The organism is Curvibacter sp. GW821-FHT09D12 (assembly GCF_059416245.1).
Map to the genome: position 1 here is coordinate 500,115 of NZ_JBWKOU010000002.1, position 21,930 is coordinate 522,044.

Annotated in this window: 17 protein-coding genes; 15 read left to right on the forward strand and 2 right to left on the reverse strand. The window is 67.9% G+C overall.

Translation table 11 applies throughout. The features are described from left to right. The first annotated feature begins 36 nt into the window (after nt 1-36). From AC07PT_RS04770 to AC07PT_RS04800, 7 genes are all read left to right on the forward strand, one after another. Nucleotides 37-1,242, forward strand: coding sequence for an ABC transporter substrate-binding protein (locus tag AC07PT_RS04770; RefSeq protein WP_492349575.1), 1,206 nt, complete (start codon nt 37-39; stop codon nt 1,240-1,242). A gap of 97 nt (nt 1,243-1,339) precedes the next feature. After that, a complete protein-coding gene (locus AC07PT_RS04775) occupies nt 1,340-3,310 on the forward strand; it encodes an ABC transporter permease (RefSeq protein ID WP_492349576.1) in 1,971 nt (656 codons plus the stop codon). Next, nucleotides 3,307-4,080: an ABC transporter ATP-binding protein gene (locus AC07PT_RS04780; protein WP_494655933.1), complete on the forward strand. Its 774-nt coding sequence runs from the start codon at nt 3,307-3,309 to the stop codon at nt 4,078-4,080. The genes AC07PT_RS04775 and AC07PT_RS04780 overlap by 4 nt, the downstream gene beginning before the upstream one ends. Then, nucleotides 4,077-4,835, forward strand: a complete 759-nt coding sequence (locus AC07PT_RS04785) for an ABC transporter ATP-binding protein (RefSeq protein WP_492349578.1) — start codon at nt 4,077-4,079, stop codon at nt 4,833-4,835. The genes AC07PT_RS04780 and AC07PT_RS04785 overlap by 4 nt, the downstream gene beginning before the upstream one ends. 89 nt (nt 4,836-4,924) lie before the next feature. After that, on the forward strand, nt 4,925-5,662 hold the full coding sequence (pncA, locus tag AC07PT_RS04790) for a bifunctional nicotinamidase/pyrazinamidase (protein WP_492349579.1): 738 nt from the start codon (nt 4,925-4,927) through the stop codon (nt 5,660-5,662). A gap of 124 nt (nt 5,663-5,786) precedes the next feature. Then, a complete protein-coding gene (locus tag AC07PT_RS04795) occupies nt 5,787-6,278 on the forward strand; it encodes a (2Fe-2S)-binding protein (protein ID WP_494655934.1) in 492 nt (163 codons plus the stop codon). A gap of 8 nt (nt 6,279-6,286) precedes the next feature. Next, nucleotides 6,287-10,006, forward strand: a complete 3,720-nt coding sequence (locus AC07PT_RS04800; protein WP_494655935.1) for a molybdopterin cofactor-binding domain-containing protein — start codon at nt 6,287-6,289, stop codon at nt 10,004-10,006. A 116-nt stretch (nt 10,007-10,122) separates the two neighbouring features. On the opposite strand, the gene acpA is transcribed toward AC07PT_RS04800, so the two are convergent. Continuing rightward, complete coding sequence (acpA, locus tag AC07PT_RS04805) at nt 10,123-11,805, reverse strand: acid phosphatase (protein WP_494655936.1); 1,683 nt, start codon at nt 11,803-11,805, stop codon at nt 10,123-10,125. Nucleotides 11,806-12,029: 224 nt separating this feature from the next. Here acpA and AC07PT_RS04810 point away from each other — a divergent pair, with 224 nt between their 5' ends. Further along, a complete protein-coding gene (locus AC07PT_RS04810) occupies nt 12,030-13,265 on the forward strand; it encodes a cytochrome-c peroxidase (RefSeq protein ID WP_494655965.1) in 1,236 nt (411 codons plus the stop codon). Between the two features lie 3 nt (nt 13,266-13,268). On the opposite strand, the gene AC07PT_RS04815 is transcribed toward AC07PT_RS04810, so the two are convergent. Next, the gene (locus AC07PT_RS04815; protein ID WP_494655937.1) at nt 13,269-14,834 is read right to left on the reverse strand and encodes a YifB family Mg chelatase-like AAA ATPase; all 1,566 of its coding nucleotides are present in this window, start codon (nt 14,832-14,834) and stop codon (nt 13,269-13,271) included. 264 nt (nt 14,835-15,098) lie between these two features. Here AC07PT_RS04815 and AC07PT_RS04820 point away from each other — a divergent pair, with 264 nt between their 5' ends. The 7 genes from AC07PT_RS04820 to AC07PT_RS04850 all read left to right on the forward strand — a co-directional run bounded on the left by AC07PT_RS04820 (nt 15,099) and on the right by AC07PT_RS04850 (nt 21,918). Further along, nucleotides 15,099-15,866: a TorF family putative porin gene (locus AC07PT_RS04820; RefSeq protein WP_494655966.1), complete on the forward strand. Its 768-nt coding sequence runs from the start codon at nt 15,099-15,101 to the stop codon at nt 15,864-15,866. Between the two features lie 27 nt (nt 15,867-15,893). Continuing rightward, nucleotides 15,894-16,232, forward strand: coding sequence for a P-II family nitrogen regulator (glnK, locus tag AC07PT_RS04825; protein ID WP_019573583.1), 339 nt, complete (start codon nt 15,894-15,896; stop codon nt 16,230-16,232). Between the two features lie 37 nt (nt 16,233-16,269). Further along, nucleotides 16,270-17,826 carry an ammonium transporter gene (locus AC07PT_RS04830; RefSeq protein ID WP_494655938.1) on the forward strand — a complete coding sequence of 519 codons (1,557 nt, stop codon included), beginning with the start codon at nt 16,270-16,272 and terminating at the stop codon, nt 17,824-17,826. 176 nt (nt 17,827-18,002) lie between these two features. Further along, the gene (locus AC07PT_RS04835) at nt 18,003-18,899 is read left to right on the forward strand and encodes an aldose 1-epimerase (protein ID WP_494655939.1); all 897 of its coding nucleotides are present in this window, start codon (nt 18,003-18,005) and stop codon (nt 18,897-18,899) included. Further along, nucleotides 18,896-19,843 (forward strand): SMP-30/gluconolactonase/LRE family protein, encoded by a 948-nt coding sequence (locus AC07PT_RS04840; protein WP_494655940.1) that lies wholly within the window; start codon nt 18,896-18,898, stop codon nt 19,841-19,843. Before AC07PT_RS04835 ends, AC07PT_RS04840 begins: the two co-directional genes overlap by 4 nt. Nucleotides 19,844-20,050: 207 nt before the next feature. Continuing rightward, entirely contained in the window at nt 20,051-21,121 is a 1,071-nt protein-coding gene (gene glcE / locus AC07PT_RS04845) for a glycolate oxidase subunit GlcE (protein ID WP_492350568.1), read from the forward strand. A gap of 29 nt (nt 21,122-21,150) precedes the next feature. Further along, on the forward strand, nt 21,151-21,918 hold the full coding sequence (locus AC07PT_RS04850; protein ID WP_492350560.1) for a YoaK family protein: 768 nt from the start codon (nt 21,151-21,153) through the stop codon (nt 21,916-21,918). The last annotated feature ends 12 nt before the right edge of the window (nt 21,919-21,930 follow it).

Sequence of the window (21,930 nt, forward strand, 5' to 3'; positions counted from 1 at the left end):
CGCTCATCTCACCCCCACACCCAGGAGAGCCCCACCATGAAGCTGACCCCCCACCTCATCCGCACCACCGCCCTGGTCACCCTGACCGGCGTGCTGGGCACAGTTCACGCGGCCGATGTCATCAAAATCGGTGAAATCAACAGCTACAAGGCGCAGCCCGCCTTCCTTGAGCCCTACAAGAAAGGCATGGAGCTGGCGATTGCCGAGATCAATGCCGGCGGCGGCCTGTTGGGCAAGAAGGTCGAGCTGATCAGCCGCGACGACAACGCCAGCCCGGGCGACGCGGTGCGCGCCGCCGAAGAGCTGCTCTCACGTGAGAAGGTGGACGTGCTGACCGGCTCGTTCCTGTCGCACATCGGCCTGGCACTGACCGATTTCGCCAAGCAGAAGAAGGTGTTCTTCCTGGCCGGCGAGCCGCTGACCGACAAGATCGTCTGGCAGAACGGCAACCGCTACACCTACCGCCTGCGCCCCTCGACCTACATGCAGGTGGCCATGATGGTGCCCGAGGCCGCTGCCCTCAAGAAAAAGCGCTGGGCCCTGGTGTTCCCCAACTACGAATACGGCCAGTCGGCCGCCGCCACCTTCAAGCAGTTGCTCAAGGCGGCGCAGCCCGATGTCGAGTTTGTTGCTGAGCAGGCGCCCCCGCTGGGCAAGGTCGATGCCGGTTCGGTGGTGCAGGCCCTGGCCGATGCCAAGCCCGATGCGGTGTTCAACGTGCTGTTCGGCGCCGATCTCTCGAAGTTCGTGCGCGAGGGCAACACCCGTGGCCTGTTCGAAGGCCGCTCGGTGGTCAGTCTGCTGACGGGCGAGCCCGAGTACCTCGACCCGCTCAAGGACGAAGCCCCCAACGGCTGGATCGTCACCGGCTACCCCTGGTATGGCCTGCAGACGCCTGAACACAAGGCTTTCCTGAGCGCCTACCAGGCCAAGTTCAACGACTACCCGCGCCTGGGCTCCATCGTGGGTTACAGCGCCATCAAGTCGCTGGCCGAGGGCATCAAAAAGGCGGGCAGCACCGACACCGAGAAACTGGTGGTCTCCTTCAAGGGCCTGCAAGTGCCCACTCCGTTCGGTCGCATCACCTACCGCACCGAAGACAACCAGTCCACGATGGGCGGCTTCATCGGTCGCACCAAAAACGAAGGTGGCAAGGGCGTGATGGTGGACTACCGTTACCTCGATGGCGCCAAGTTCCAGCCCAGCGCTGACGAAGTCAAGAAAATGCGTCCGGCCGACTGAGTTCGGTTGAAGGTCGGGTGATCAATGCGGCGCCGCTGGCGCCGCCGTCCCCTGGCGGGCAGAGCCGCCGGGTGTGACACGTCCTGAGGGGTTTGGCATGGGCTTTTCGAGTTTCGTGGTGCAGCTGCTCAACGGCTTGGCGGGGGCGTCCTCGCTGTTCCTGGTGGCTGCGGGTTTGTCGCTGATCTTCGGCGTCACGCGCATCGTCAATTTTGCGCATGGCTCGTTTTTCATGCTGGGCATCTACCTGGCCTACAGCCTGGTGGGCGCGCTGGGCAACAGCCTGGGCTTCTGGCCCGCCCTGCTGCTGGCCGCGTTGGGGGCCGGCCTGATCGGCGCGGCCGTCGAGATGCTGCTGCTGCGTCGCATCTACAAGGCCCCCGAGCTGTTTCAGCTGCTGGCCACCTTTGCCCTGGTGCTGGTCATCAAGGACGCCGCGCTGTGGATCTGGGGCCCGGAGGAACTGCTGGGCCCAAGGGCGCCAGGCCTGGCCGGCTCGGTCAGCATCCTGGGTCGCCACTTCCCGGCCTATGACCTGTTCCTGATCGTGGTCGGCCCGGTGGTGCTGGGCGCGCTCACGCTGCTGCTCACCCGCACCCGTTGGGGCACCCTGGTGCGCGCTGCCACGCAAGACCGCGAGATGGTCAGCGCCCTGGGCGTCAACCAGGCCTGGCTGTTCACGGCGGTGTTCGCCCTGGGGGCCCTGCTGGCCGGCTTGGGGGGCGCCCTGCAATTGCCGCGTGAACCGGCCACCCTGGAGATGGACCTCAACACCATCGGTGCCGCTTTCGTGGTGGTGGTGGTGGGCGGCATGGGCTCGATCCCGGGCGCCTACGCCGCCGCTTTGCTGATTGCCGAGATCAAGGCCGTGTGCATCTGGCTGGGCGTGGTCGAGCTGTTCGGTTACAGCGTGTCGTTTTCCAAGCTCACCCTGGTGGTCGAGTTCCTGGTGATGGCTGTGGTGCTGGTGGTGCGCCCCTGGGGCCTGATGGGCAAGCCCCAGGCCAACAGCCGCAACGTGGGCCTGCCCGAGGCGCCCTTGCGTCACCCCGGCAGCTGGTTCAAGCTGGGTGGGGCCTTGCTGATGCTGGCGCTGGTGGCACTCCCCTGGCTCGCCGCCGATTCGCCCTACCTGTCGGTGCTGGCCATCGACCTGATGATCGCGGCCCTGTTCGCGGCCAGCCTGCACTTCATCATGGGGCCGGCCGGCATGCACTCGTTCGGCCACGCCGCCTACTTTGGCATCGGGGCCTATGCCGCCGCCCTGCTGGTGCGCAGCGCCGGCCTGCCCATGGAGCTGACCCTGCTGCTGGCGCCCCTGGTGGCCGCGGCCGGGGCCTTTCTGTATGGCTGGTTCTGCGTGCGACTGTCGGGCGTCTACCTGGCCATGCTGACCCTGGCCTTTGCCCAGATCACCTGGGCCATCTGCTACCAATGGGATGGCTTCACCGGCGGCAGCAACGGCCTGACCGGGGTGTGGCCGGCCGAGTGGCTGTCCGACAAGACCCACTACTACTACCTGACGCTGGCCCTGGTCACTGCCGGCGTGCTGCTGTTGCGCCGCGTGCTGTTCTCGCCCTTCGGCTATGCCTTGCGAGCCGGGCGCGACTCGGCTTTGCGGGCCGACGCCATCGGCATCGACGTGAAGCGCATGCAGTGGGTGGCCTTCATCATTGCCGGGGGCTTTGCCGGCCTGGGCGGGGCGCTGTTCGCCTTCTCCAAGGGCAGCATCTCGCCCGAAAGCCTGGCTGTGGGCAAATCGGTCGATGGCCTGGTGATGGTCTTGTTGGGCGGCCTGCAGACCCTGTCGGGCCCGGTGGTGGGGGCCGTCACCTTCACCTGGCTGCACGACACCGTGGCCCGCAACACCGACTACTGGCGCGCCATGCTGGGCGGCATCATCTTGCTGCTGGTGCTGCTGTTCCCGCAGGGCATTGCGGGCTCGATCAAGCATGCGGTGGAGCATTGGCGCGAGGGGCGCAAGCCCCGCGAACCGCTCAACCAGAGGGGCGGCGCCAAGGCCTCTGTCTCGGTGAGCCCTGTTTCTGCATCCAAGGAGGCCGCATGAGCCTGCTCAAAGTGTCCGGCCTGGGCAAGGCCTTTGGCGGCGTCAAGGCCGTGGACGGCATTCATTTCGAACTGGCGGCGGGTGAACTGCTGGCCCTGATCGGCCCCAACGGCGCTGGCAAGTCCACCACCTTCAACATGGTCAACGGCCAACTGCCGGCTGACAGTGGTTCCATCGTGCTCGATGGCCATGAGCTGGTGGGCCGCAAGCCGCGCGACATCTGGCGCCTGGGTGTGGGGCGCACCTTCCAGATCGCCGAGACCTTTGCCTCTCTCACGGTGGTCGAGAACGTGCAGATGGCGCTGATCTCGGTGGATGACCGCTTGTTTTCGTTCTGGCGCAAGGCCTCGGATCACAAGCGCGACGAGGCCCTGGCCCTGCTCGATCAGGTGGGCATGAAGCCCCAGGCCGACCGCCCCTGCAGCGAGTTGGCCTATGGCGACGTCAAACGCGTCGAACTGGCGATTGCCATGGCCAACTCGCCCAAGCTGTTGCTGATGGACGAACCCACCGCCGGCATGGCGCCCAAGGAGCGCAACGATCTGATGGCCCTGACCAAGCAGCTGGTGATCGACCGCGGCATGGCCGTGCTGTTCACCGAGCACAGCATGGACGTGGTGTTCGCCTACGCCGACCGCATGATCGTGCTGGCCCGCGGCCGCCTGATCGCCGAGGGCAAGCCCCTTGAACTGCGCGACCACCCCAAGGTGCAGGAGGTGTATTTCGGCTCCGGCAAGACCTTCGAAAAGAAAGAGACGGCCCTGGCATGAGCAACCCCAGCACCGCTTCCCAAGCCTTGGCCCCGGCACTGTTGCAGGCCCGTGGCCTGGCCGCCTGGTACGGCGCAGCGCAAATCCTCTACGACATCGACCTCGACGTGAAGCGCGGCGAGGTGGTGGCCCTGATGGGTCGCAACGGCGCTGGCAAGTCGACCACCCTCAAGGCCTTGATGGGCATGCTGGCCAAGCGCCGCGGCCACATCGAGTTCCTGGGCCAGGACATCTCACGCAGCGAGCCCCATGTGGCGGCCCGCCTGGGCCTGGGCTTTGTGCCAGAGGACCGGCGCGTTTTCACCGACCTCAGCGTGACTGAGAACCTCGAGGTGGGACGCCAGCCGCCGCGCCGTTGGCCCGATGGCAGTGCCGCCCCCGAGTGGACGCCCGATCGCCTGTACACCTTGTTCCCCAACCTGGGCGAGATGCGCCAGCGTGCCGGTGGCCGCATGAGCGGTGGTGAGCAGCAGATGCTGACGGTGGCGCGCACCCTGATGGGCAACCCCTACCTGGTGCTGCTTGACGAGCCCAGCGAAGGCGTGGCCCCGGTCATCGTCGAGCAGATGGCGCACATGATCCTTGAGCTCAAGGCCCAGGGTGTGAGCATCCTGCTGTCCGAGCAGAACATGCACTTTGCCGAGCTGGTCTCCGACCGGGCCTATGTGCTTGAAAAAGGCCAGATCCGTTACCAGGCTTCGATGGCCGAACTGGCCGCCAACGAAGAGGTGCGACGGGCCTACCTGAGTGTGTGAAAGCCCGCGGGGCGGCACGGCTCATGCTTGCCATGGTGCGCCCCTCATCTGTTGTTGTGTCAGTCATCCAAACCCCCAGGAGTGATGCCATGTCTTTGCCGCTTTCGATGTCCCAACGCCGCCAGTTTCTCCAGTCTGCCGCCCTGCTCGGGTTGGCGGGCGCCGGCCTGTCGCAACGCGCTTTCGCGGCCGCCATCAAGCCCGGTGCCGACAGCGCGCTGATCGTGGTCGACGTGCAGAACTGCTTTGTGCCCGGTGGCACCTTACCCGTCGCCAAGGGCGACGAGGTGGTGCCGGTGATCAACCGCATCGCCCCCGCCTTTGAGAACGTGGTGGTCACGCAAGATTGGCACACCCAGGCCCATGCCTCGTTTGCCAGCAGCTATCCCGGCAAGAAGCCTTTCGAGACCACCAAGCTCAGCTACGGCCAGCAGGTGCTGTGGCCCGACCATTGCGTGCAAGGCACCGACGACGCGGCCCTGCACAAGGACCTCAAGGTGCCCCAGGCCCAGATCATTCTGCGCAAGGGCTTTCACCAGCATGTCGACAGCTACTCGGCGTTCGAAGAGGCCGACCGCAAGACGGCCACCGGCCTGGCGGGCTACCTCAAGGCCCGCGGCATCAAGACCGTCTTCGTGACCGGTCTGGCCACCGACTTCTGCGTGGCCTGGACGGCACTCGATGCCCGGCGCCTGGGCTTCAACACCTATGTGATCGAAGACGCCTGCCGCGGCATCGACCTCAACGGCTCGCTCGACGCCGCCTGGAAGCAGATGGCGGCCAAGGGCGTCAAGCGCATCCAGTCCAGCGACCTGGCCTTGGCCTGACCTGCTGAAAACCCCCTGTGCGGACCGGGCGCGCCCGGCCACACTGGGCAGCCACGCGTTTCAAGTTCAGTGAACACTGAATGAACCGGCTGCTATCACCTCTGCCCCGCTTGCCAGATCTGCCATGCCCACCCCCGCTCTTGAGGTCAACGGCCAGGCCGTGACCCTGCCCGACTCGGCCCAGGCCACCCTGCTGCACGTGCTGCGCAACGACCTCGGCCTGAATGGCCCCAAGTACGGCTGTGGCCTGGGCCAGTGTGGCGCCTGCACCGTGTGGGTGGACGGCGTGCCGGCACGGGCCTGCGTGATCCCGGCCCAGGGCGTGGCCGGGCGCCGCATCACCACGCTGGAGGGGCTGGCCCCTGGTTCGTGCGCGGCGGGTCTGCACCCGGTGCAACAGGCCTTCATTGACGAACAGGCGGCCCAGTGCGGCTACTGCCTCAACGGCATGGTCATGATGGCGGCGGCCCTGCTGGCGCGTGAGCCCGACCCCGACGAGGCCGCCATCCGGCGTGAACTCTCGCGCAACCTGTGCCGCTGCGGCACCCATGTCGAGATCGTGCGCGCGGTGCAGCGCGCTGCGGTGCTGCTGCGTGGCGCTGGGGTGGGTGAATGACACTGCCCATGACCCCGCCCCGGCCCTTGACCCGGCGCGCCGAGATCCCCCAGCACCGCGCCGATTACTTTGCCGCCCAGGGCGTGCTGCTGGTCTGGCGCGATCCGCCGCCGCCCCGCACCCCCACGCCAGGCCAACCTCTGTCCGTGCCCAGCAACCCCGCCGAAGGCCCCGAGTTGCTGCTGGCCGTGTGGGACGATGGCTCGGTCACCGCGCTCAATGGCCACGTTGACCTGGGCACCGGCATCGGCACCGCCCTGGCGCAGATCGTGGCCGAAGAACTCGACCTGCCCATGGCCGCCGTGCACATGGTGCTGGGCGACACCACGCGGGCGCCCAACCAGGGCGCCACCATCGCCAGTGCCACCTTGCAGATTCATGCCCAGCCACTGCGCCAGGCCGCCGCCCAGGCCCGCCATTGGCTGCTGGCCGAGGCCGCGGCCCAAGCGGGTTGCCCGCCCGAGTCCCTCACCCTGCGCGACGGTCTGTTGCAAGGGCCCGGCCTCACCGAGGCCTGGCCCCTGGGCCGGCTGCTGCAAGGCCGCCAGGCCTCGCTGCGGCTGGACCCGGCCACCCCCACCAAGCCGGCCGCCGACTACCGCCTGGTCGGCCAATCCGTGCCCCGGGTGGACATCCCCGCCAAGGTGCAGGGCCAGGGTGATTTCGTGCATGACTTCCGTCTGCCCGGCATGCTGCATGGGCGGGTGCTGCGCCCGCCCTATGCGGGCGCCGACCACGGTGATTTCATCGGCAACACCCTGGAGTCGGTGGACGAGGCCTCGGTAGCCCACATCCCGGGCCTGCGGGCAGTGGTGGTGATCCGCGATTTCGTGGGCGTGGTGGCCGAGCGCGAGGAGCACGCCGAGCAGGCCCTGCGCGAGCTGCGCGTGCGCTGGAAGCCCTTTCCCGGCCTGCCTGATCTGGGCCACCCCGAGGCGGTGCAGCAGGCGCTGCGCAACAACCCGGCCACCCAGCGCCGCCTGGTCGATGAAGGCGATGTGGAGGCCGCCCTGGCACAGGCGGCCCAGCCCATGCCGCGCACCTATGTCTGGCCCTACCAGCTGCATGCCTCGCTGGGGCCTTCGTGTGCGGTGGCCCATTGGCAGCCGGCGGGGCACAGCCCGCGCCTGGCCGTGTGGGCCGGCACCCAGAACCCGCATGTGCTGCGTGCCGACCTGGCCCGGCTGATGGAACTGCCCGATGTCGACATCGACCTGGTTCGCCTGGAGGCCTCGGGCTGCTATGGCCGCAACGGCGCCGACGACGTGGCCGCCGATGCGGCCCTGCTGTCGCGGGCCGTGGGGGCCCCGGTGCGCGTGCAGCTCACCCGCGAGCAGGAGCATCTCTGGGAGCCCAAGGGCACGGCCCAACTCATGCAGGTGCGCGGCGGCCTGAATGCCGACGGCTCGGTGGCCGCCTACGACTTCGAGACCTCTTACCCCAGCAATGGCGCGCCCACGCTGGCGCTGCTGCTCACCCGCCGCATCGAGCCCACGGCCCAGGCCTACGAGATGGGCGACCGCACGGCCCGCCCGCCCTACGACTACGACAACCTGCGCGTGGCGGTGAACGACATGCCGCCCGTGATCCGTGCCTCATGGCTGCGCGGCGTCTCGGCCCTGCCCAACTCCTTTGCCCACGAAAGCTACATCGACGAACTGGCCGCCGCCGCTGGCATCGACCCGGTGGCCTACCGGCTGCAGCACCTGAGCGACCCGCGTGCCATCGAACTGGTGCAGGCCACGGCGCAGAAGGCCGGCTGGCAGCCCCGCACCGGCCCCCGCCTGCAGGCCGACCCGGCCCAGCCCGATTGGCTGCACGGCCAGGGCTTTGCCTATGCGCGCTATGTGCACAGCCAGTGGCCCGGCTTCGGCGCCGCCTGGGCGGCCTGGGTGGCCGATGTGGACGTGAACCGCCAAACCGGCGAGGTGTATGTGCGCCGGGTGGTGGTGGGGCACGATGCGGGACTCATGGTCAACCCCGCGGGCATCGAACGCCAAGTGCATGGCAACGTGGTGCAGACCACCAGCCGGGCCCTGAAAGAGCAACTGCAGTTCGAGACCCCGCTGCGCACCGAGGGGGCTCCGGCGGCTGCGCCGGTGCTGGCCAGCCGCGACTGGGGCAGTTACCCCATCCTGAGCTTCCGCGAAGTGCCGGTGGTCGAGATCGTCCACATGCCGCGCCCCGGCGAAGCCCCGCTGGGGGCCGGTGAATCGTCGTCGGTGCCCGGCACGGCGGCCATTGCCAACGCCATCTTCGATGCCACCGGCGTGCGCTTTCGGGCGCCGCCCTTCACGCCCGAGGTGGTGCGTGCCGCGCTCAACCCCTTGCCGTCGACCGGGCCTGGGGCGGGCGCTGAAACGCCGCCCCAGGCCTTGCCTCCAGCCTTGCCAGCCCCCGCCGGTCTGCCACCGGACGCCGTGCTGCCACGCCCGCGTCGCCCCTGGGCCCGTGTGGGGGCGCTGCTGGCAGCGGGGGTCGGCCTCGGTCTCAGCGTGCTGGGCTGGCGCCCGGCCATCGCACCGGTGCAGAGCACAGGCGGGGCCTCGGTCTACAACGCGGCCACGTTGGAGCGAGGGCGGCTGCTGGCCGCGGCAGGCGACTGTGCGGTGTGCCACACCGCGCCGGGCGGGGCCGTCAACGCGGGCGGGCGGGCCATGGACACGCCCTTCGGCCGTCTCTACACCAGCAACCTCACGCCCGACCCCGAGACCGGCCTGGGCCGCTGGTCCTTCAGTGCCTTCCAGCGCGCCATGCGCGAGGGCCTGTCGCGCGACGGCCATCACCTGTACCCGGCCTTCCCCTACACCGCCTTCGCCAAGATGAGCGATGACGACCTCACCGCGCTGTACGCCTGGCTGATGTCGCAACCCCCGGTGCGGGCCGAAACCCCGGCGCCCGAGATGCGCTTTCCGTTCAACCAGCGTTGGCTGATGGCGGGCTGGAACGCGCTCTACCATGACCCCAGCCCCTGGCAGCCCGAGCCTGGCCAGAGCCCCGAATGGAACCGCGGCGCCTACCTGGTGCAGGGCCTGGGCCACTGCGGCGCCTGCCACACCCCGCGCAACGCCTTGGGGGCCGAGCAGGGCGGGGCGGCGTTTTTGTCAGGTGCCCTGATCGACGGCTGGGAGGCCCCGGCCCTCACCGGCCTGTCGCGCGCCCCCGTGCCCTGGACAGGCCAGGCCCTGTACGACTACCTGCGCCACGGCCACAGTGCCCAGCATGGCGCTGCCCTGGGCCCCATGGCCCCGGTGGTGCGCGAGCTGCAGGCCCTGCCCGACAGCGACATCCGCGCCATGGCCACCTACCTGGCCAGTTTCAACCCTGCCGTGCCCGACGCCCCTGAGCGCGCTGCCCGCCAGGTGGCCACCGCAGCCGCCCAGGCCCCGGCCCCGGGGCGGGTGCAACGCCTGTTCGAAGGTGCCTGCGCCGCCTGCCACCACGACGGCGACGGCCCGCGCCTGCTGGGCGCCAACGTGCCCCTGGCGTTGAGCAGCAAGCTGCACAGCGAACGCCCCGACAACCTGCTGCGCACCCTGCTGCACGGCGTGCGCGAGCCCGCCACCGCTGAGCTGGGCTTCATGCCCGCCTTCGACCAGGTCCTGAGCGACACCCAGATCGTCGAACTGGTCGGCTGGCTGCGTCAGCGCTATGCGCCGGGGCAGCCGGCCTGGGCGGACCTGCCCGAGGCGCTGGCGCGGCTGCGGGCGGGGCCGGGGCATCCTTGAAACGCCCCCGCATCTCGCGCTTCATCACGACATGAAAAAAAGCCGGCCCCCTGGCAGAGGGGCCGGCCTGTGGCTTGGGCGCTGACAGCGCCCAAATGCTCCGCTCAAATGCTCGATCAGTTCAGCTGCAGCGCATTGGTCAGGTCGCCCATGACGGAGGCGCCGTTGGCCTTCAATGCGGCGTCACGCGAGGCCAGGCCGGGCAGGGTGTCCAGGCTGAAGGTGCGGGTGATCAGGCGCAGCACCGAGGCGGTGTCGTACTGGGTGTGGTCCACGGTGCCCTTCTTGGCCAGGGGCGAGATCACCAGGGCCGGGATGCGGGTGCCGGGGCCGATCAGGTCGCCCTTGGGCGGGGCCACGTGGTCCCAGGTGCCGCCGAACTCGTCATAGGTCACGACCACCACCATGTTGTTCCACTGCGGGCTGGCCTGCAGCTTGGCGATCAGGTCAGCGATCTTGCTGTCGGCGTCGCTGATGTTGGCGTAGCCAGGGTGCTGGTTGTACAGGCCTTCGGGCTTGTAGAAGGTCACTGCGGGCAGGGTGCCGGCGGCGGCGTCGGCGACCAGGTCGTTGTAGTCCTTCAGGTGGTTGGTGCGGTAGGCGGCGCCGGTCACCGGGTCGGCCTTGGCGTAGTAGTTGAAGGGCTGGTGGTGCGGCTGGAAGTCCACGTTGGCGGTGGTGGCCACACCAAAACTGTTGCCGGCGTAGATCACCGAGCGGGTGGCCGAGGGGTCTTGCACGCCGTCGGCCAGGGCGCTGTTCCAGGCGCCGCTGTACCACTTCCAGGTCACGTTCTTGGCATCCATCAGGTCGCCGATGTTCGTGGCCGTCTGCGCGGGCAGGGTGGTGGCTTTGGTGGCGTTGGCGTACAGGCCGTTGCTGCCGGTCACGTTGGCCGGGGCGTTGCCGCTGGGCTGGTAGGGCGGCTGCATGGTGTTCACGGCGTAGAACTTGCCGTCGCCAAAGTAGTTGGCGGGGGTGATGTTGCCGCTCAGCACATAGCTGGGGGCGCCGTCCAGGGCCGAGGCCGGGCTGGTCGACTTGGTGGTCAGTGTGTTGGTGTACTTGCCGCTGGCGTCCTTGTTCAGCACCGCGATGGTGGGGGCGGCGGTGGCGGTGTCGGCGTTCGGGTACTCGGGGGCGCAGGCGCACACCAGGTACTGGTGGTTCAGGAACGAGCCGCCGAAGGCGCCCTGGAAGAAGTTGTCGGCCAGCACGTATTGCTGGGCCAGCTTGTACATGGCGGTACCGCTGGTGTCGAAACGGCCCATGGTCAGGCCGCCGGCGTCTGACCAGGCGGCAAACATGTCGTTGGCGCCGCCGTTGATCTGCATCTGGTTTTCGAAGAAGCGGTGGTACAGGTCGCGCGTCACCGTGGCGGTGGTCAGCACGGCGTTCGAGGCGGCCTGGAAGGCGGTTTCGATCGAGAACGGCGCGTTGGCCAGGCCAGCGCTTTGCGCCTGGGTCACCACCGGGGTCACGCCGCCGGCCGTCACACCGCCCCAGGTCTGGGGCAGGGTGGCCAGCACGTTGCCGTTGCGGTCTTTTTGCGGCACGTAGGCCGAGGTCAGCTTGCCGTTGGCGTCGTACAGGTTGCTGATGCCGTTGGCACCTGGGAAGTTGCCATACAAGCCGTCGAAGGAGCGGTTTTCGGCGTAGATGACGACCACGTTCTTCACCTTGGAGCGCAGGGCGGTGGTGGTGTCGACGCTGTCGCTGCCGCAGGCGCTCAGCGCCAGTGCAGCCAGCACGGTCAAGGGAAAGACGGCAAGGCCTTTCAGCGAGGGACGGTTTTTCATGGTGGAGTGATCCCGGTGGGTGACAAAGATGGACGGCTCAGTGTTCCGAGCGCCTGTGACAGACCGTTTACATGCGCGGAATCCGGCCCTTCTTTACCGTGTCTTTGCAATGGGGCGGCTGCCCTCGTGTCCGCCCACAGCCGACTGTCTGGCTGTCACGGCATTGCCACGGGGCGGCGGTACAAGGGCGACCTCTGTTGTCGAAAGCGTCGCCCGTGAGCCGTCTGTCTTCTGCTTTTTCTGCTGCTGTGTTGTCTTGGTGTGCCTTGGCGGGCACGGTTGGGGCCGCACCGTCGGAGCCAGCCCAGCCCTTCTATGCCACCCGCTTCGAGCGCCAACCCAATCCGGCCGAACTGACCGAGCTGGGGCGGCGCCTGTTCAATGAGCCAGCCTTGTCGGCCTCGGGCCGCATGAGCTGCGCCTCGTGCCACAGCCCGCAGCACGCGTATGGGCCGGCCAACGCCCTGGCGGTGCAGCTGGGCGGCCCCGACGGGCGCCTGCAGGGCTTGCGTGCTGTGCCCTCGCTGCGCTATCGGCAGGCCACCCCCCCGTTCAGCGAGCACTTCAATGACAGCGACGGCAACGACAGCATCGACCAGGGCCCCACCGGGGGGCGCACCTGGGACGGGCGCGCCAATTCGGCGCATGAGCAGGCCGAGATGCCCTTGCTGTCACCGTTGGAGATGGCCAACCGCAGCCCGGCGGACGTGGTGGCTCGCTTGGCCGCTTCACCGAGTGCAGGCGCTTTTCGCACCACTTTCGGGCCCCAGGTGCTGAGCCAGCCCGACAAGGCCTGGAAGGGCCTGCTCTGGGCGCTGGAGGTGTTCCAGCAAAGCCCGGCCGATTTTTACCCCTACAACAGCCGCTACGACGCCTTTTTGCGCGGCCAGGCCCAGCTCAATGCGGCCGAGCGGCGCGGCATGGCCGTCTTCAACGACCAGAACAAGGGCAACTGCCTGCAGTGCCACCCGGGTGCGGTCAAGCGTGGGGCGTTTCCCGAGTTCACCGACCATGGCCTGATCGCCCTGGGCGTGCCACGCAACCCCGCCATCCGTGCCAACGCCGATCCGGCCTGGTTCGATCTGGGCCTGTGTGGCCCCCTGCGCACCGATCTGAAGGACCACCCCGAGTACTGTGGTCTGTTCAAGACCCCCAGCCTGCGCAACGTGGCGGTGCGCCAGGCGTTCTTTCACAACGGGGCTTACCACCGGCTGGAGGATGCGGTGCGCTTCTATGCCGATCGGGATGCCCGGCCTGAGCGCGTGTATCCGCGGGGCCGCGACGGTCGCGTGAAAAAGTATGACGATCTGCCCGGCAGCTACGAATCCAATGTGAACACCGAGGCCCCCTTCGGCACCGGCCCGGGCGGGCGGGCTCGCCTCAGCGAGGCGGACGTGCGCGATCTGGTGGCTTTCCTGCGCACCTTGACAGACAGCGATTTGCCGGCGGCGCGGCGCTGAGCCTCAGCGCCGCACCACCAACGGCCGGTACTGCGCCGCCTCGGCCAGGTGCTCGGCCAGCACGGTGTCTGAATCGGCCAGGTCGGCCACGCTGCGGGCCACGCGCAGCACCCGGTGCACGCCGCGGGCCGACCAGGCCCATTGGCGGCTCATGGCCTGCAGCAGGCCGGCCACGCCCTCGCCCAGTTGCAGATGGGTGTCCAGCGCCTGGCCTTGCAGGTCTCGGTTGGGGCCGCCCTGTCGTCGCAGGGCGCGGGCCCGGGCCTGGGCCACGCGGGCGCGCAGTTCGGCGCTGTCGGTGGCGGGCAGGGGCGGCACGGCGTTGGTCACGCCGGGCAGCAACTCCAGGGCCGGCACGGCCGTCACTTCCAGGTGCAGGTCGATGCGGTCGAGCAGGGGGCCGCTGAGTCGGCCTTGGTAGCGCGCGATCTGCTCGGGCGAGCAGCGGCAGGCGCGCAGGGTCGAGCCGTGGTAGCCGCAGGGGCAGGGGTTCATGGCGCCCAGTAATAGAAAGCGGGCCGGGAAGTTGGCCCGCCGCCCGGCCCGCGAGATGGTGATCTCGCCGGTTTCCAGCGGCTCGCGCAGGGCCTCCAGGGCGCTGCGCGGAAATTCGGGCATTTCATCGAGGAACAGCACACCATGGTGCGCCAGCGAGATTTCGCCGGGGCGGGGCGGCGATCCGCCCCCCACCAGGGCCACGGCGCTGGCCGTGTGGTGCGGCTGCCGGGTGGGCCTGCGGCCCCAGTCACTGATGTTGAAGCGCCCCTCCAGGCTGGCCACGGCCGCGCTTTCCAGGGCCTCGTCCAGGCTCATGTCGGGCAGCAGGCCGGCAAAGCGCTGGGCCAGCATGGATTTGCCAGAGCCTGGGGGGCCGCTCATCAGCAGGCTGTGGTGGCCGGCCGCGGCGATCTCCAGGGCCCGCTTGGCCGCGGCCTGGCCCCGAACGTCTCGGAGATCCGGCCCGCTGAAGGCCGGGTTGCGCGCCGGTGCCTGCACCCGCACCAGGCCGGTGCCCGCTTCGGCCTCGGCGGTCGGGCCTTCGCCGGGCGACCAGGCAAAGGCCTGCACCACGTCCAGCAGGTGGTTGGCGCGCCAGACCGGCATGTCGGGCACCAGGGCGGCCTCTTCGGCACTGCCGGGGGGCAGCACCAGTTGCACGGGCTCGCCCCCTTGGCGGTGCAGGGCCAGGCACATGGCCAGTGCGCCGCTGACCGGGCGCAGTTCGCCGGACAGCGACAGTTCACCCGCGAACTCGTGCCCGGCCAGCCGGGCCGGGTCGATCTGCTCGCTGGCGGCCAGCAGGCCGAGGGCGATGGGCAGGTCGAAGCGGCCGGAGTCCTTGGGCAGGTCGGCGGGCGCCAGGTTGACGGTGATGCGCTTGTTGTGCGGAAACTCCAGCCCCGAGTTCTGCAGGGCCGAGCGCACGCGCTCGCGCGCCTCTTTGACTTCGACTTCGGCCAGGCCCACCAGGGTGAAGCTGGGCAGGCCATTGGCCAGATGCACCTCAACGGTCACCGGCAGCGCCTCGAAACCGAGCAAAACCCGGCTTTGCACCAAAGAAAGACCCATTTTCATGCGCTCCTGTTCATCTCGTCACCAGAAGAGTGCATTGGGAGGCCGATCGGCGTAGGCTGCACGTAATTGCACCAATTAGGTGCTCTTCTAACAATTTTGAAACAAAAAGACCCGCCCACTTCCAGGGCGTTCCACTGGCGGCAACGGGGATTTGCGCAAAGAGCCGCAAAAGTTGGCACACAACCTGCATAAGTGCAGCGTCAACCCGATGATTTTTTTTAACAGGAGAACTCCGTGAAATTCGACGTCAAAAAAACAATGATCCTGGCCGCTCTGACCCTGGCTGCCTCGTCTTCGTTTGCCCAGACTGCTGCACCGGCCGAAGCTCCGGCTGCCGCACCTGAAAACACGCTGGCCTTCAACGCCAGCCTGGCCTCTGAATACCGCTATCGCGGCATTTCGCAGTCGCGTTTCCTGCCGGCCGTGCAAGGCGGCGTCGATTTCACCCACACCAGCGGCTTCTACGTGGGTGCCTGGGCCTCCACCATCAAGTGGATCAAGGACGGCGGCACGGTGGCCGGCGTCAACGCCAAGGGCCCGGTCGAGCTCGACCTGTATGGCGGCTACCGCGGTGAAGTGGTCAAGGACGTGGCCTACGACGTGGGCTACCTGCGCTACGAATACGTGGGCAACACCTACAAGAACGTGTCGGGCACCAATGCCAACACCGATGAAATCTACGGCGCCCTGACCTACAACGTGGTCACCGCCAAGTATTCGCACAGCCTGTCTGACCTGTTCGGTACCCCCAACAGCAAGAACAGCGGCTACCTCGACGTGTCGGCCACCTTCGACCTGGGCAATGGCCTGAGCCTGGTGCCTCACGTGGGCCGCCAACTGGTCAAGAACAATGGCCTGTACAGCTACACCGATTACGCCCTGACCCTGAACAAGGACCTGGGCAATGGTTTCGTCGTGTCGGGCGCCGTGCTCGGTACCGACGCCAAGAGCGGCGCTTACGTGTCCCCGTCCAACAAGAACCTCGGTCGTGACGGTGTCGTCGTCAGCGTCAAGTACAACTTCTGATCAGCGGCCCTGGCCCTAGGAGAACGCATGAAACTCGTAACCGCCATCATCAAACCCTTCAAGCTGGACGAGGTGCGTGAAGCCCTGTCCGCGATGGGTGTGCAAGGCATCACCGTCACGGAAGTGAAGGGCTTCGGTCGCCAGAAGGGCCATACCGAGCTCTACCGCGGTGCCGAATACGTCGTCGACTTCCTGCCCAAGGTGAAGATCGAAGCTGCGGTGGCCGACGACCTGGTCGAGCGCGTCATCGAAGCCGTGGAGTCCGCAGCCCGCACCGGCAAGATCGGCGACGGGAAGATCTTTGTGTACGACCTCGAGCAGGTGGTCCGCATCCGTACCGGCGAGACCGGTAAAGAGGCCCTGTAAACGAGCCCTCGGTCACGTCCGAAAGAAAGTCACAACCATGAAAAAGCTATTCGCAACGATTGCACTGGGTTTCAGTCTGATGTTTGCCGGCGGCGCCGTGCTGGCTCAGACTCCCGCCGCGCCCGCGGCTGAAGCACCGGCTGCTGCAGCACCTGCTGCCGAAGCCAAGGCCGCTGATGCCAAGCCGGCCGATGCCGCAGCACCTGCCGCAGCCGCAGCCGCCCCGGCCGATGCTGCTGCTGCCGCTGCTCCGCAGCCGGTTCCCAACAAGGGCGACACCGCCTGGATGATGGTCTCCACCCTGCTGGTCATCCTGATGACCGTGCCGGGCCTGGCCCTGTTCTACGGCGGCCTGGTGCGCAGCAAGAACATGCTGTCCGTGCTGATGCAGGTGATGGTCACGTTCTCGCTGATCGTCGTGCTGTGGTTCATCTACGGCTACAGCCTGGCCTTCACCGAGGGGGGCTCCTTCATCGGCGGCTTTGACCGGCTGTTCATGAAGGGCATCTGGGACAACGCCGCAGGCACTTTCGTGAACGCTGCCACCTTCAGCAAGGGTGTCGTGATTCCTGAAATCGTGTTTGCCGCCTTCCAGGCCACCTTCGCCGGCATCACCTGCACGCTGATCGTCGGCGCCTTTGCCGAACGCATCAAGTTCTCGGCCGTGCTGATGTTCATGGTGCTGTGGTTCACCTTCAGCTACGCTCCGATCGCCCACATGGTCTGGTTCTGGATGGGCCCGGACGCTTACACCGGCAAGGACGTTGTGGATGCCATGAACGGCAAGGCCGGCATGATCTGGCAATGGGGCGCGCTGGACTTCGCCGGCGGCACCGTGGTGCACATCAACGCCGCTGTGGCGGGCCTGGTGGGTGCCTTCATGGTTGGCAAGCGCATCGGCTACGGCAAGGAATCGATGGCGCCTCACAGCCTGACCCTGACCATGGTCGGCGCCTCGCTGCTGTGGGTGGGCTGGTTCGGCTTCAACGCCGGCTCCGCTCTGGAAGCCAACGGTTTTGCCGCCCTGGCCTTCATCAACACCTTCGGCGCCACTGCTGCCGCTGTGCTGTCCTGGTCCGTGGGTGAAGCCCTGCACAAGGGCAAGGCCTCGATGCTGGGTGCTGCTTCTGGCGCCGTCGCCGGCCTGGTGGCCATCACCCCGGCTGCCGGCAACGTCGGTATCGGCGGTGCACTGGTGATCGGTCTGCTGGCTGGCTTTGTCTGCCTGTGGGGCGTGACCGGTCTGAAGAAGATCCTCGGCGCTGACGACACCCTGGACGTGTTCGGTGTGCACGGCGTGGGCGGTATCCTGGGTGCCATCCTGACCGGCGTGTTCAACTCGCCTTCCCTGGGCGGCCCTGGCTTCGTGGCTGACTGGGTCACGGCCACCGGCATCACTGCTGCTGACTACTCCATCGCTTCCCAAGTCTGGATCCAGACCAAGGCCGTCCTGGTCACCGTGGTCTGGTCGGGCGTGGTCTCGTTCGTGTCCTACAAGGTGGTCGACCTGACCATTGGCCTGCGCGTCAGCGAAGAAGACGAGCGCGAAGGTCTGGACATCACCTCGCACGGCGAAACGGCTTACAACCGTTGAGGCCATGCCGGAGGGGCCGTAGCTGCCCTGCGACCCCTCCGAGGTTTTTTTCATTGAGAGTCTCCCTTGGATATTGGGCCCGCTTCGGCGGGCCCTTTTTTTGCGCGAGCCATTCCGGGCCGAGGGCACAATCCGGGATTCCGTTTTTCGCCGCCCCGGCCGCCAAGGTGAATGCCATGCACGATGCCCCCACCCTGATCCTGGACAACACCGCCGCAGGCGGTGAACTGCGTTGCGCAGTACGCCCCGACCTGGGGGGCTGTCTGGCCGGCCTGTGGTGGCGCGGCGAGCCGGTGCTGCGCCTGCCGCCGCCTGAGGGCCTGGCCCAGGCCCGGCAATCCGGCAGCTACCCGCTGGTGCCGTATTCCAACCGCATCGGCCACGCCGTGCTGCACTGGCAAGGCACCGGCCACCCCCTGGTGCACAACAACGCGCCCGAGCCCCATGCCATTCACGGCGTGGGCTGGCAACGCGCCTGGCAGGTGCTGGAGCAAAGCCCTGACAGCCTGCTCATGGCCTTCGAACACCCGGCCGACGGCGCCTGGCCCTTTGCCTTTGACGCCTCCCAGACCCTGCGCCTGCGCGACAACACCCTGGAGCTGACGCTGAGCATGACCAACCAGTCGCCCCAGCCCGTACCTGCAGGCCTGGGCTGGCACCCCTGGTTCGTCAAGCGGGCCGGTGCCCACCTGGCCTTCGAAGCCACCGCTCGCTGGGAAATGGGCCCCGACAAGCTGCCCACTCACCGCACCCCGTCCACGGGCCTGCACGCCGATGCCAAACTGCTGGACCTGGACCACTGTTTCGAGGGCTGGCGTGGCCTGGCCACCTTGCGCGATCCGGTCATGACGGTGCGCGTGCGCAGCAACACCGCCTACCTGGTGGTGTGCACCCAGCCTCAACGAGACAGCGTGGCCATTGAGCCGGTCAGCCATGCCAACAACGCCATCAACCTGCAGCACGCGCAGGGCCGCACCCCGGCCGAACTGGGGGTGCGCACGCTGGCGCCAGGCGAGTCGCTGACCTTGCAGATGAGCATCGAAGTCAGCCATGACGAAGGAGAACCCGCATGAGCACCACCCTGCAACTGAACTGGCAGGCCGTCAGCCCCGAACGCAGCAAACTTGGAGAATCGCCGTTCTGGCACCCGCACGAGCAGATGCTGTACTGGGTCGATATCCCCGGGCGTGAACTGCTGCGCTGCAACGTCTTCACTGGCCACATCGAGCACTGGGCCCTGCCCAGCGAGCCCGGGTGCGTGGCACCGGCCCACGCTGGCGGCCTGGTGCTGGCGCTGCGTGATGGTGTCTACCGCGCCCGCGATTGGGGCGGCACCTTGCAGCGCATCGCTGGTTTCAGTTATGACCCGCGTACCACCCGCTTCAACGATGGCCGCTGCGACCCGCAGGGCCGCTTTTGGGCCGGCACCATCTATGAGCCCCGCGACCGCCGCCTGGGCGAGCTGTTCAGCGTGGACGCCCGCGAGGGGGGCAAGCCCACGCTGGCCTTGCGCGCCATCAACAACGTGGTGTCCAACGGGCTGGCCTGGTCGCCCGACAGCCGCACCTTGTACTGGGCCGACACCCAGGACCACCGCATCGACGCCTGGACCTTCGACCCCACCAGCGGGGCCTTGCGCCGACATCGCCTGTTCGCCCAACTGCCCCCCAAGCCCGAAGGCTTCCGCTCCGACGACATGGCCGCCGCCGCAGGCTATGGTGGCCGCCCCGACGGTGCGGCGGTCGATGTTGAGGGCAACTACTGGAGCGCTCAGTTCGAAGGCGGCCGCCTGCTCAAGTTCTCGCCCGCAGGCGAACTGCTGGCCGAGGTGCCACTGCCCGCCCGCTGCCCCACCATGCCCTGCTTCGGGGGCGACGATGGCCGCACCCTGTATGTCACCACGGCGTCCAACGGCCGTCCGGAGGCCGAGGCCGAGCGCTGGCCTGATAACGGCCGCGTGCTGGCCGCCCGGGTCGACGTGCCGGGCCTGCCGGTGAATTTCTTCGCCGAGGGCTGAGAGCCAGTTCACGATCTCGCGCGGCCCGTGGGAGGCGTGAACAGCCTCTGAGCCCCGACCCCGCCCGGGGGCGTCCTGCGGACCCGCTCCGGACCGGCCTTGGTCGGTGGAATTTGCCCTGGCTCAATTTTCTGCATGCAGGGCGTTCAAAAAAATCACGTGGCTGCCTATCGCGCCTCCCGGGCCCTGGGCGTACCATTTGCGCCCATGGAGACCGCCTTGCAAACCCTCATCGAGCGCATTCGCGCCGCCGCCGCCGCTGCCACGCCCCTGCGCATCCGCGGCGGTGGCACCAAGGATTTCTATGGCCAGAGCCTGCATGGCCAGGTCCTGGACACCCGCAGCCTGTCGGGCATCAGCGCCTACGAACCCAGCGAACTGGTGATCACCGCCGGTGCGGGCACCCCCCTGGCCGAGCTGGAGGCCGCACTGGCGGCTCAGGGCCAGTGCCTGCCCTTTGAGCCACCGCATTTCGGCCCCGGTGCCACCGTGGGGGGCATGGTGGCGGCGGGCCTGGCCGGACCGGCGCGGGCCGCGGTGGGCAATGTCCGCGACTACGTGCTGGGGCTGGAGCTGGTCAATGGCCGTGCCGAGCACCTCACCTTTGGCGGCCAGGTCATGAAAAACGTGGCCGGCTATGACGTGTCGCGCCTGCTGGCGGGCTCACTGGGCACGCTGGGGCTGATCACCTCGGTCTCGCTCAAGGTGCTGCCGGTGCCGGTGGCCGAGGCCACGCTGCGCTTTGAATTCGACGAGCCCACCGCACTGACCCGCCTGAACGCCTGGGGCGGCCAGCCTCTGCCCGTCAATGCCTCGTGCTGGCTGGCCGGTGTGCTCCACCTGCGTTTGCGCGGCGCCCAGGCCGCGGTCCAGGCCGCCTGCCAGCGCCTGGGCGGCGAGCTGTTGGCGCCCGAGCCGGCGCAGGCCTTCTGGCAGTCGCTGCGCGAGCAGACCCACCCCTTTTTCCAGCCCCAGGCCGATTTCAGCCTGTGGCGCCTGGCCGTGCCTGACACCGCCGTGCCTTTGCAGCTGGGGCCCACCCTGATCGAGTGGGGCGGCGCGCAGCGCTGGTTGCATGCGCCCTCGGACCAGGCCAAACGGCTGCGTCACCACGCGGTCAGTGTGGGCGGGCATGCCACCCGTTTTCGCGGGCCGGACGCCGCACTCGACGTCTTCACCCCGCTGTCGCCGGCACTCGATCGCATCCAGCGCGGCCTCAAGCAGCAGTTCGACCCGGCCGGCGTGTTCGGCCATGGCCGGCTGTACCGCGGCTGGTAAGCCGGCTCGAGCCTTCCCGCCGCCACCCCATGCGCCGCCTGCGACACCTCACCGGACTGCACCGTACCCCGGCCACCAACCGGATGCTGGGCTTTTTGCTGGCCTTCAATGCCGGCGCCATCAACGCGGGTGGGTTTCTGGTGGTAGGCATGTACACCTCACACATGTCGGGCTTTGTGTCCATGCTGGCCGACAACCTGGTGCTGGGCAATGTGCTGCTGGTGGCGTCGGCCTGTGGGGCCTTGCTGTCCTTCACGGCCGGGGCCGCCTTGACGGCCGTGCTGGTCAACTGGGGCCGGGTGCACCATTTGCGCAGCGGTTACGCGCTGCCCCTGCTGCTGGAGGCCATCTTGATGCTGCTGTTCGGCCTGATCGGCAGCACCTTCAATCGCCAGACCCCCTTTGCCGTGCCGTTCACCGTGCTGTTGCTGGCCTTCATCATGGGCTTGCAGAACGCGCTGGTGACCAAGATCTCCTCGGCCCAGATCCGTACCACCCACATGACCGGGATCGTCACCGATCTGGGCATCGAACTGGGCAAGATGCTGTATTGGAACGGCAGCGTGCCCGGGGCCGGCCCCCAGGTGCGTGCCAACCCGGCCCGGCTCAAGCTGTTTGCCTCCTTGCTGGGCCTGTTCACCGTGGGCGGCATCGTGGGGGCGGCCGGCTTCAAGCACATCGGCTTCATCTGGGTGCTGCCTTTGGCCACGCTGCTGTTGTCCCTGTCGCTGCCGCCGCTGCTGGGTGACCTGCGTCGGCTGGGGCGCCTGGTCGAACAGCGGGCCGCCGCCGACTGACTCTCTCCAACG

Bases quoted from the DNA above. Each gene is read 5' to 3' on its own strand.
- AC07PT_RS04840 (WP_494655940.1), top strand. From the start codon at position 18,896: ATGAGCACCACCCTGCAACTGAACTGGCAGGCCGTCAGCCCCGAACGC.
- glnK (WP_019573583.1), top strand. From the start codon at position 15,894: ATGAAACTCGTAACCGCCATCATCAAACCCTTCAAGCTGGACGAGGTG.
- AC07PT_RS04800 (WP_494655935.1), top strand. From the start codon at position 6,287: ATGACCCCGCCCCGGCCCTTGACCCGGCGCGCCGAGATCCCCCAGCAC.
- AC07PT_RS04780 (WP_494655933.1), top strand. From the start codon at position 3,307: ATGAGCCTGCTCAAAGTGTCCGGCCTGGGCAAGGCCTTTGGCGGCGTC.
- AC07PT_RS04830 (WP_494655938.1), top strand. From the start codon at position 16,270: ATGAAAAAGCTATTCGCAACGATTGCACTGGGTTTCAGTCTGATGTTT.
- glcE (WP_492350568.1), top strand. From the start codon at position 20,051: ATGGAGACCGCCTTGCAAACCCTCATCGAGCGCATTCGCGCCGCCGCC.
- AC07PT_RS04850 (WP_492350560.1), top strand. From the start codon at position 21,151: ATGCGCCGCCTGCGACACCTCACCGGACTGCACCGTACCCCGGCCACC.
- AC07PT_RS04835 (WP_494655939.1), top strand. From the start codon at position 18,003: ATGCACGATGCCCCCACCCTGATCCTGGACAACACCGCCGCAGGCGGT.
- AC07PT_RS04770 (WP_492349575.1), top strand. From the start codon at position 37: ATGAAGCTGACCCCCCACCTCATCCGCACCACCGCCCTGGTCACCCTG.
- AC07PT_RS04820 (WP_494655966.1), top strand. From the start codon at position 15,099: ATGATCCTGGCCGCTCTGACCCTGGCTGCCTCGTCTTCGTTTGCCCAG.
- acpA (WP_494655936.1), bottom strand. From the start codon at position 11,805: ATGAAAAACCGTCCCTCGCTGAAAGGCCTTGCCGTCTTTCCCTTGACC.
- AC07PT_RS04785 (WP_492349578.1), top strand. From the start codon at position 4,077: ATGAGCAACCCCAGCACCGCTTCCCAAGCCTTGGCCCCGGCACTGTTG.
- AC07PT_RS04775 (WP_492349576.1), top strand. From the start codon at position 1,340: ATGGGCTTTTCGAGTTTCGTGGTGCAGCTGCTCAACGGCTTGGCGGGG.
- pncA (WP_492349579.1), top strand. From the start codon at position 4,925: ATGTCTTTGCCGCTTTCGATGTCCCAACGCCGCCAGTTTCTCCAGTCT.
- AC07PT_RS04815 (WP_494655937.1), bottom strand. From the start codon at position 14,834: ATGGGTCTTTCTTTGGTGCAAAGCCGGGTTTTGCTCGGTTTCGAGGCG.
- AC07PT_RS04795 (WP_494655934.1), top strand. From the start codon at position 5,787: ATGCCCACCCCCGCTCTTGAGGTCAACGGCCAGGCCGTGACCCTGCCC.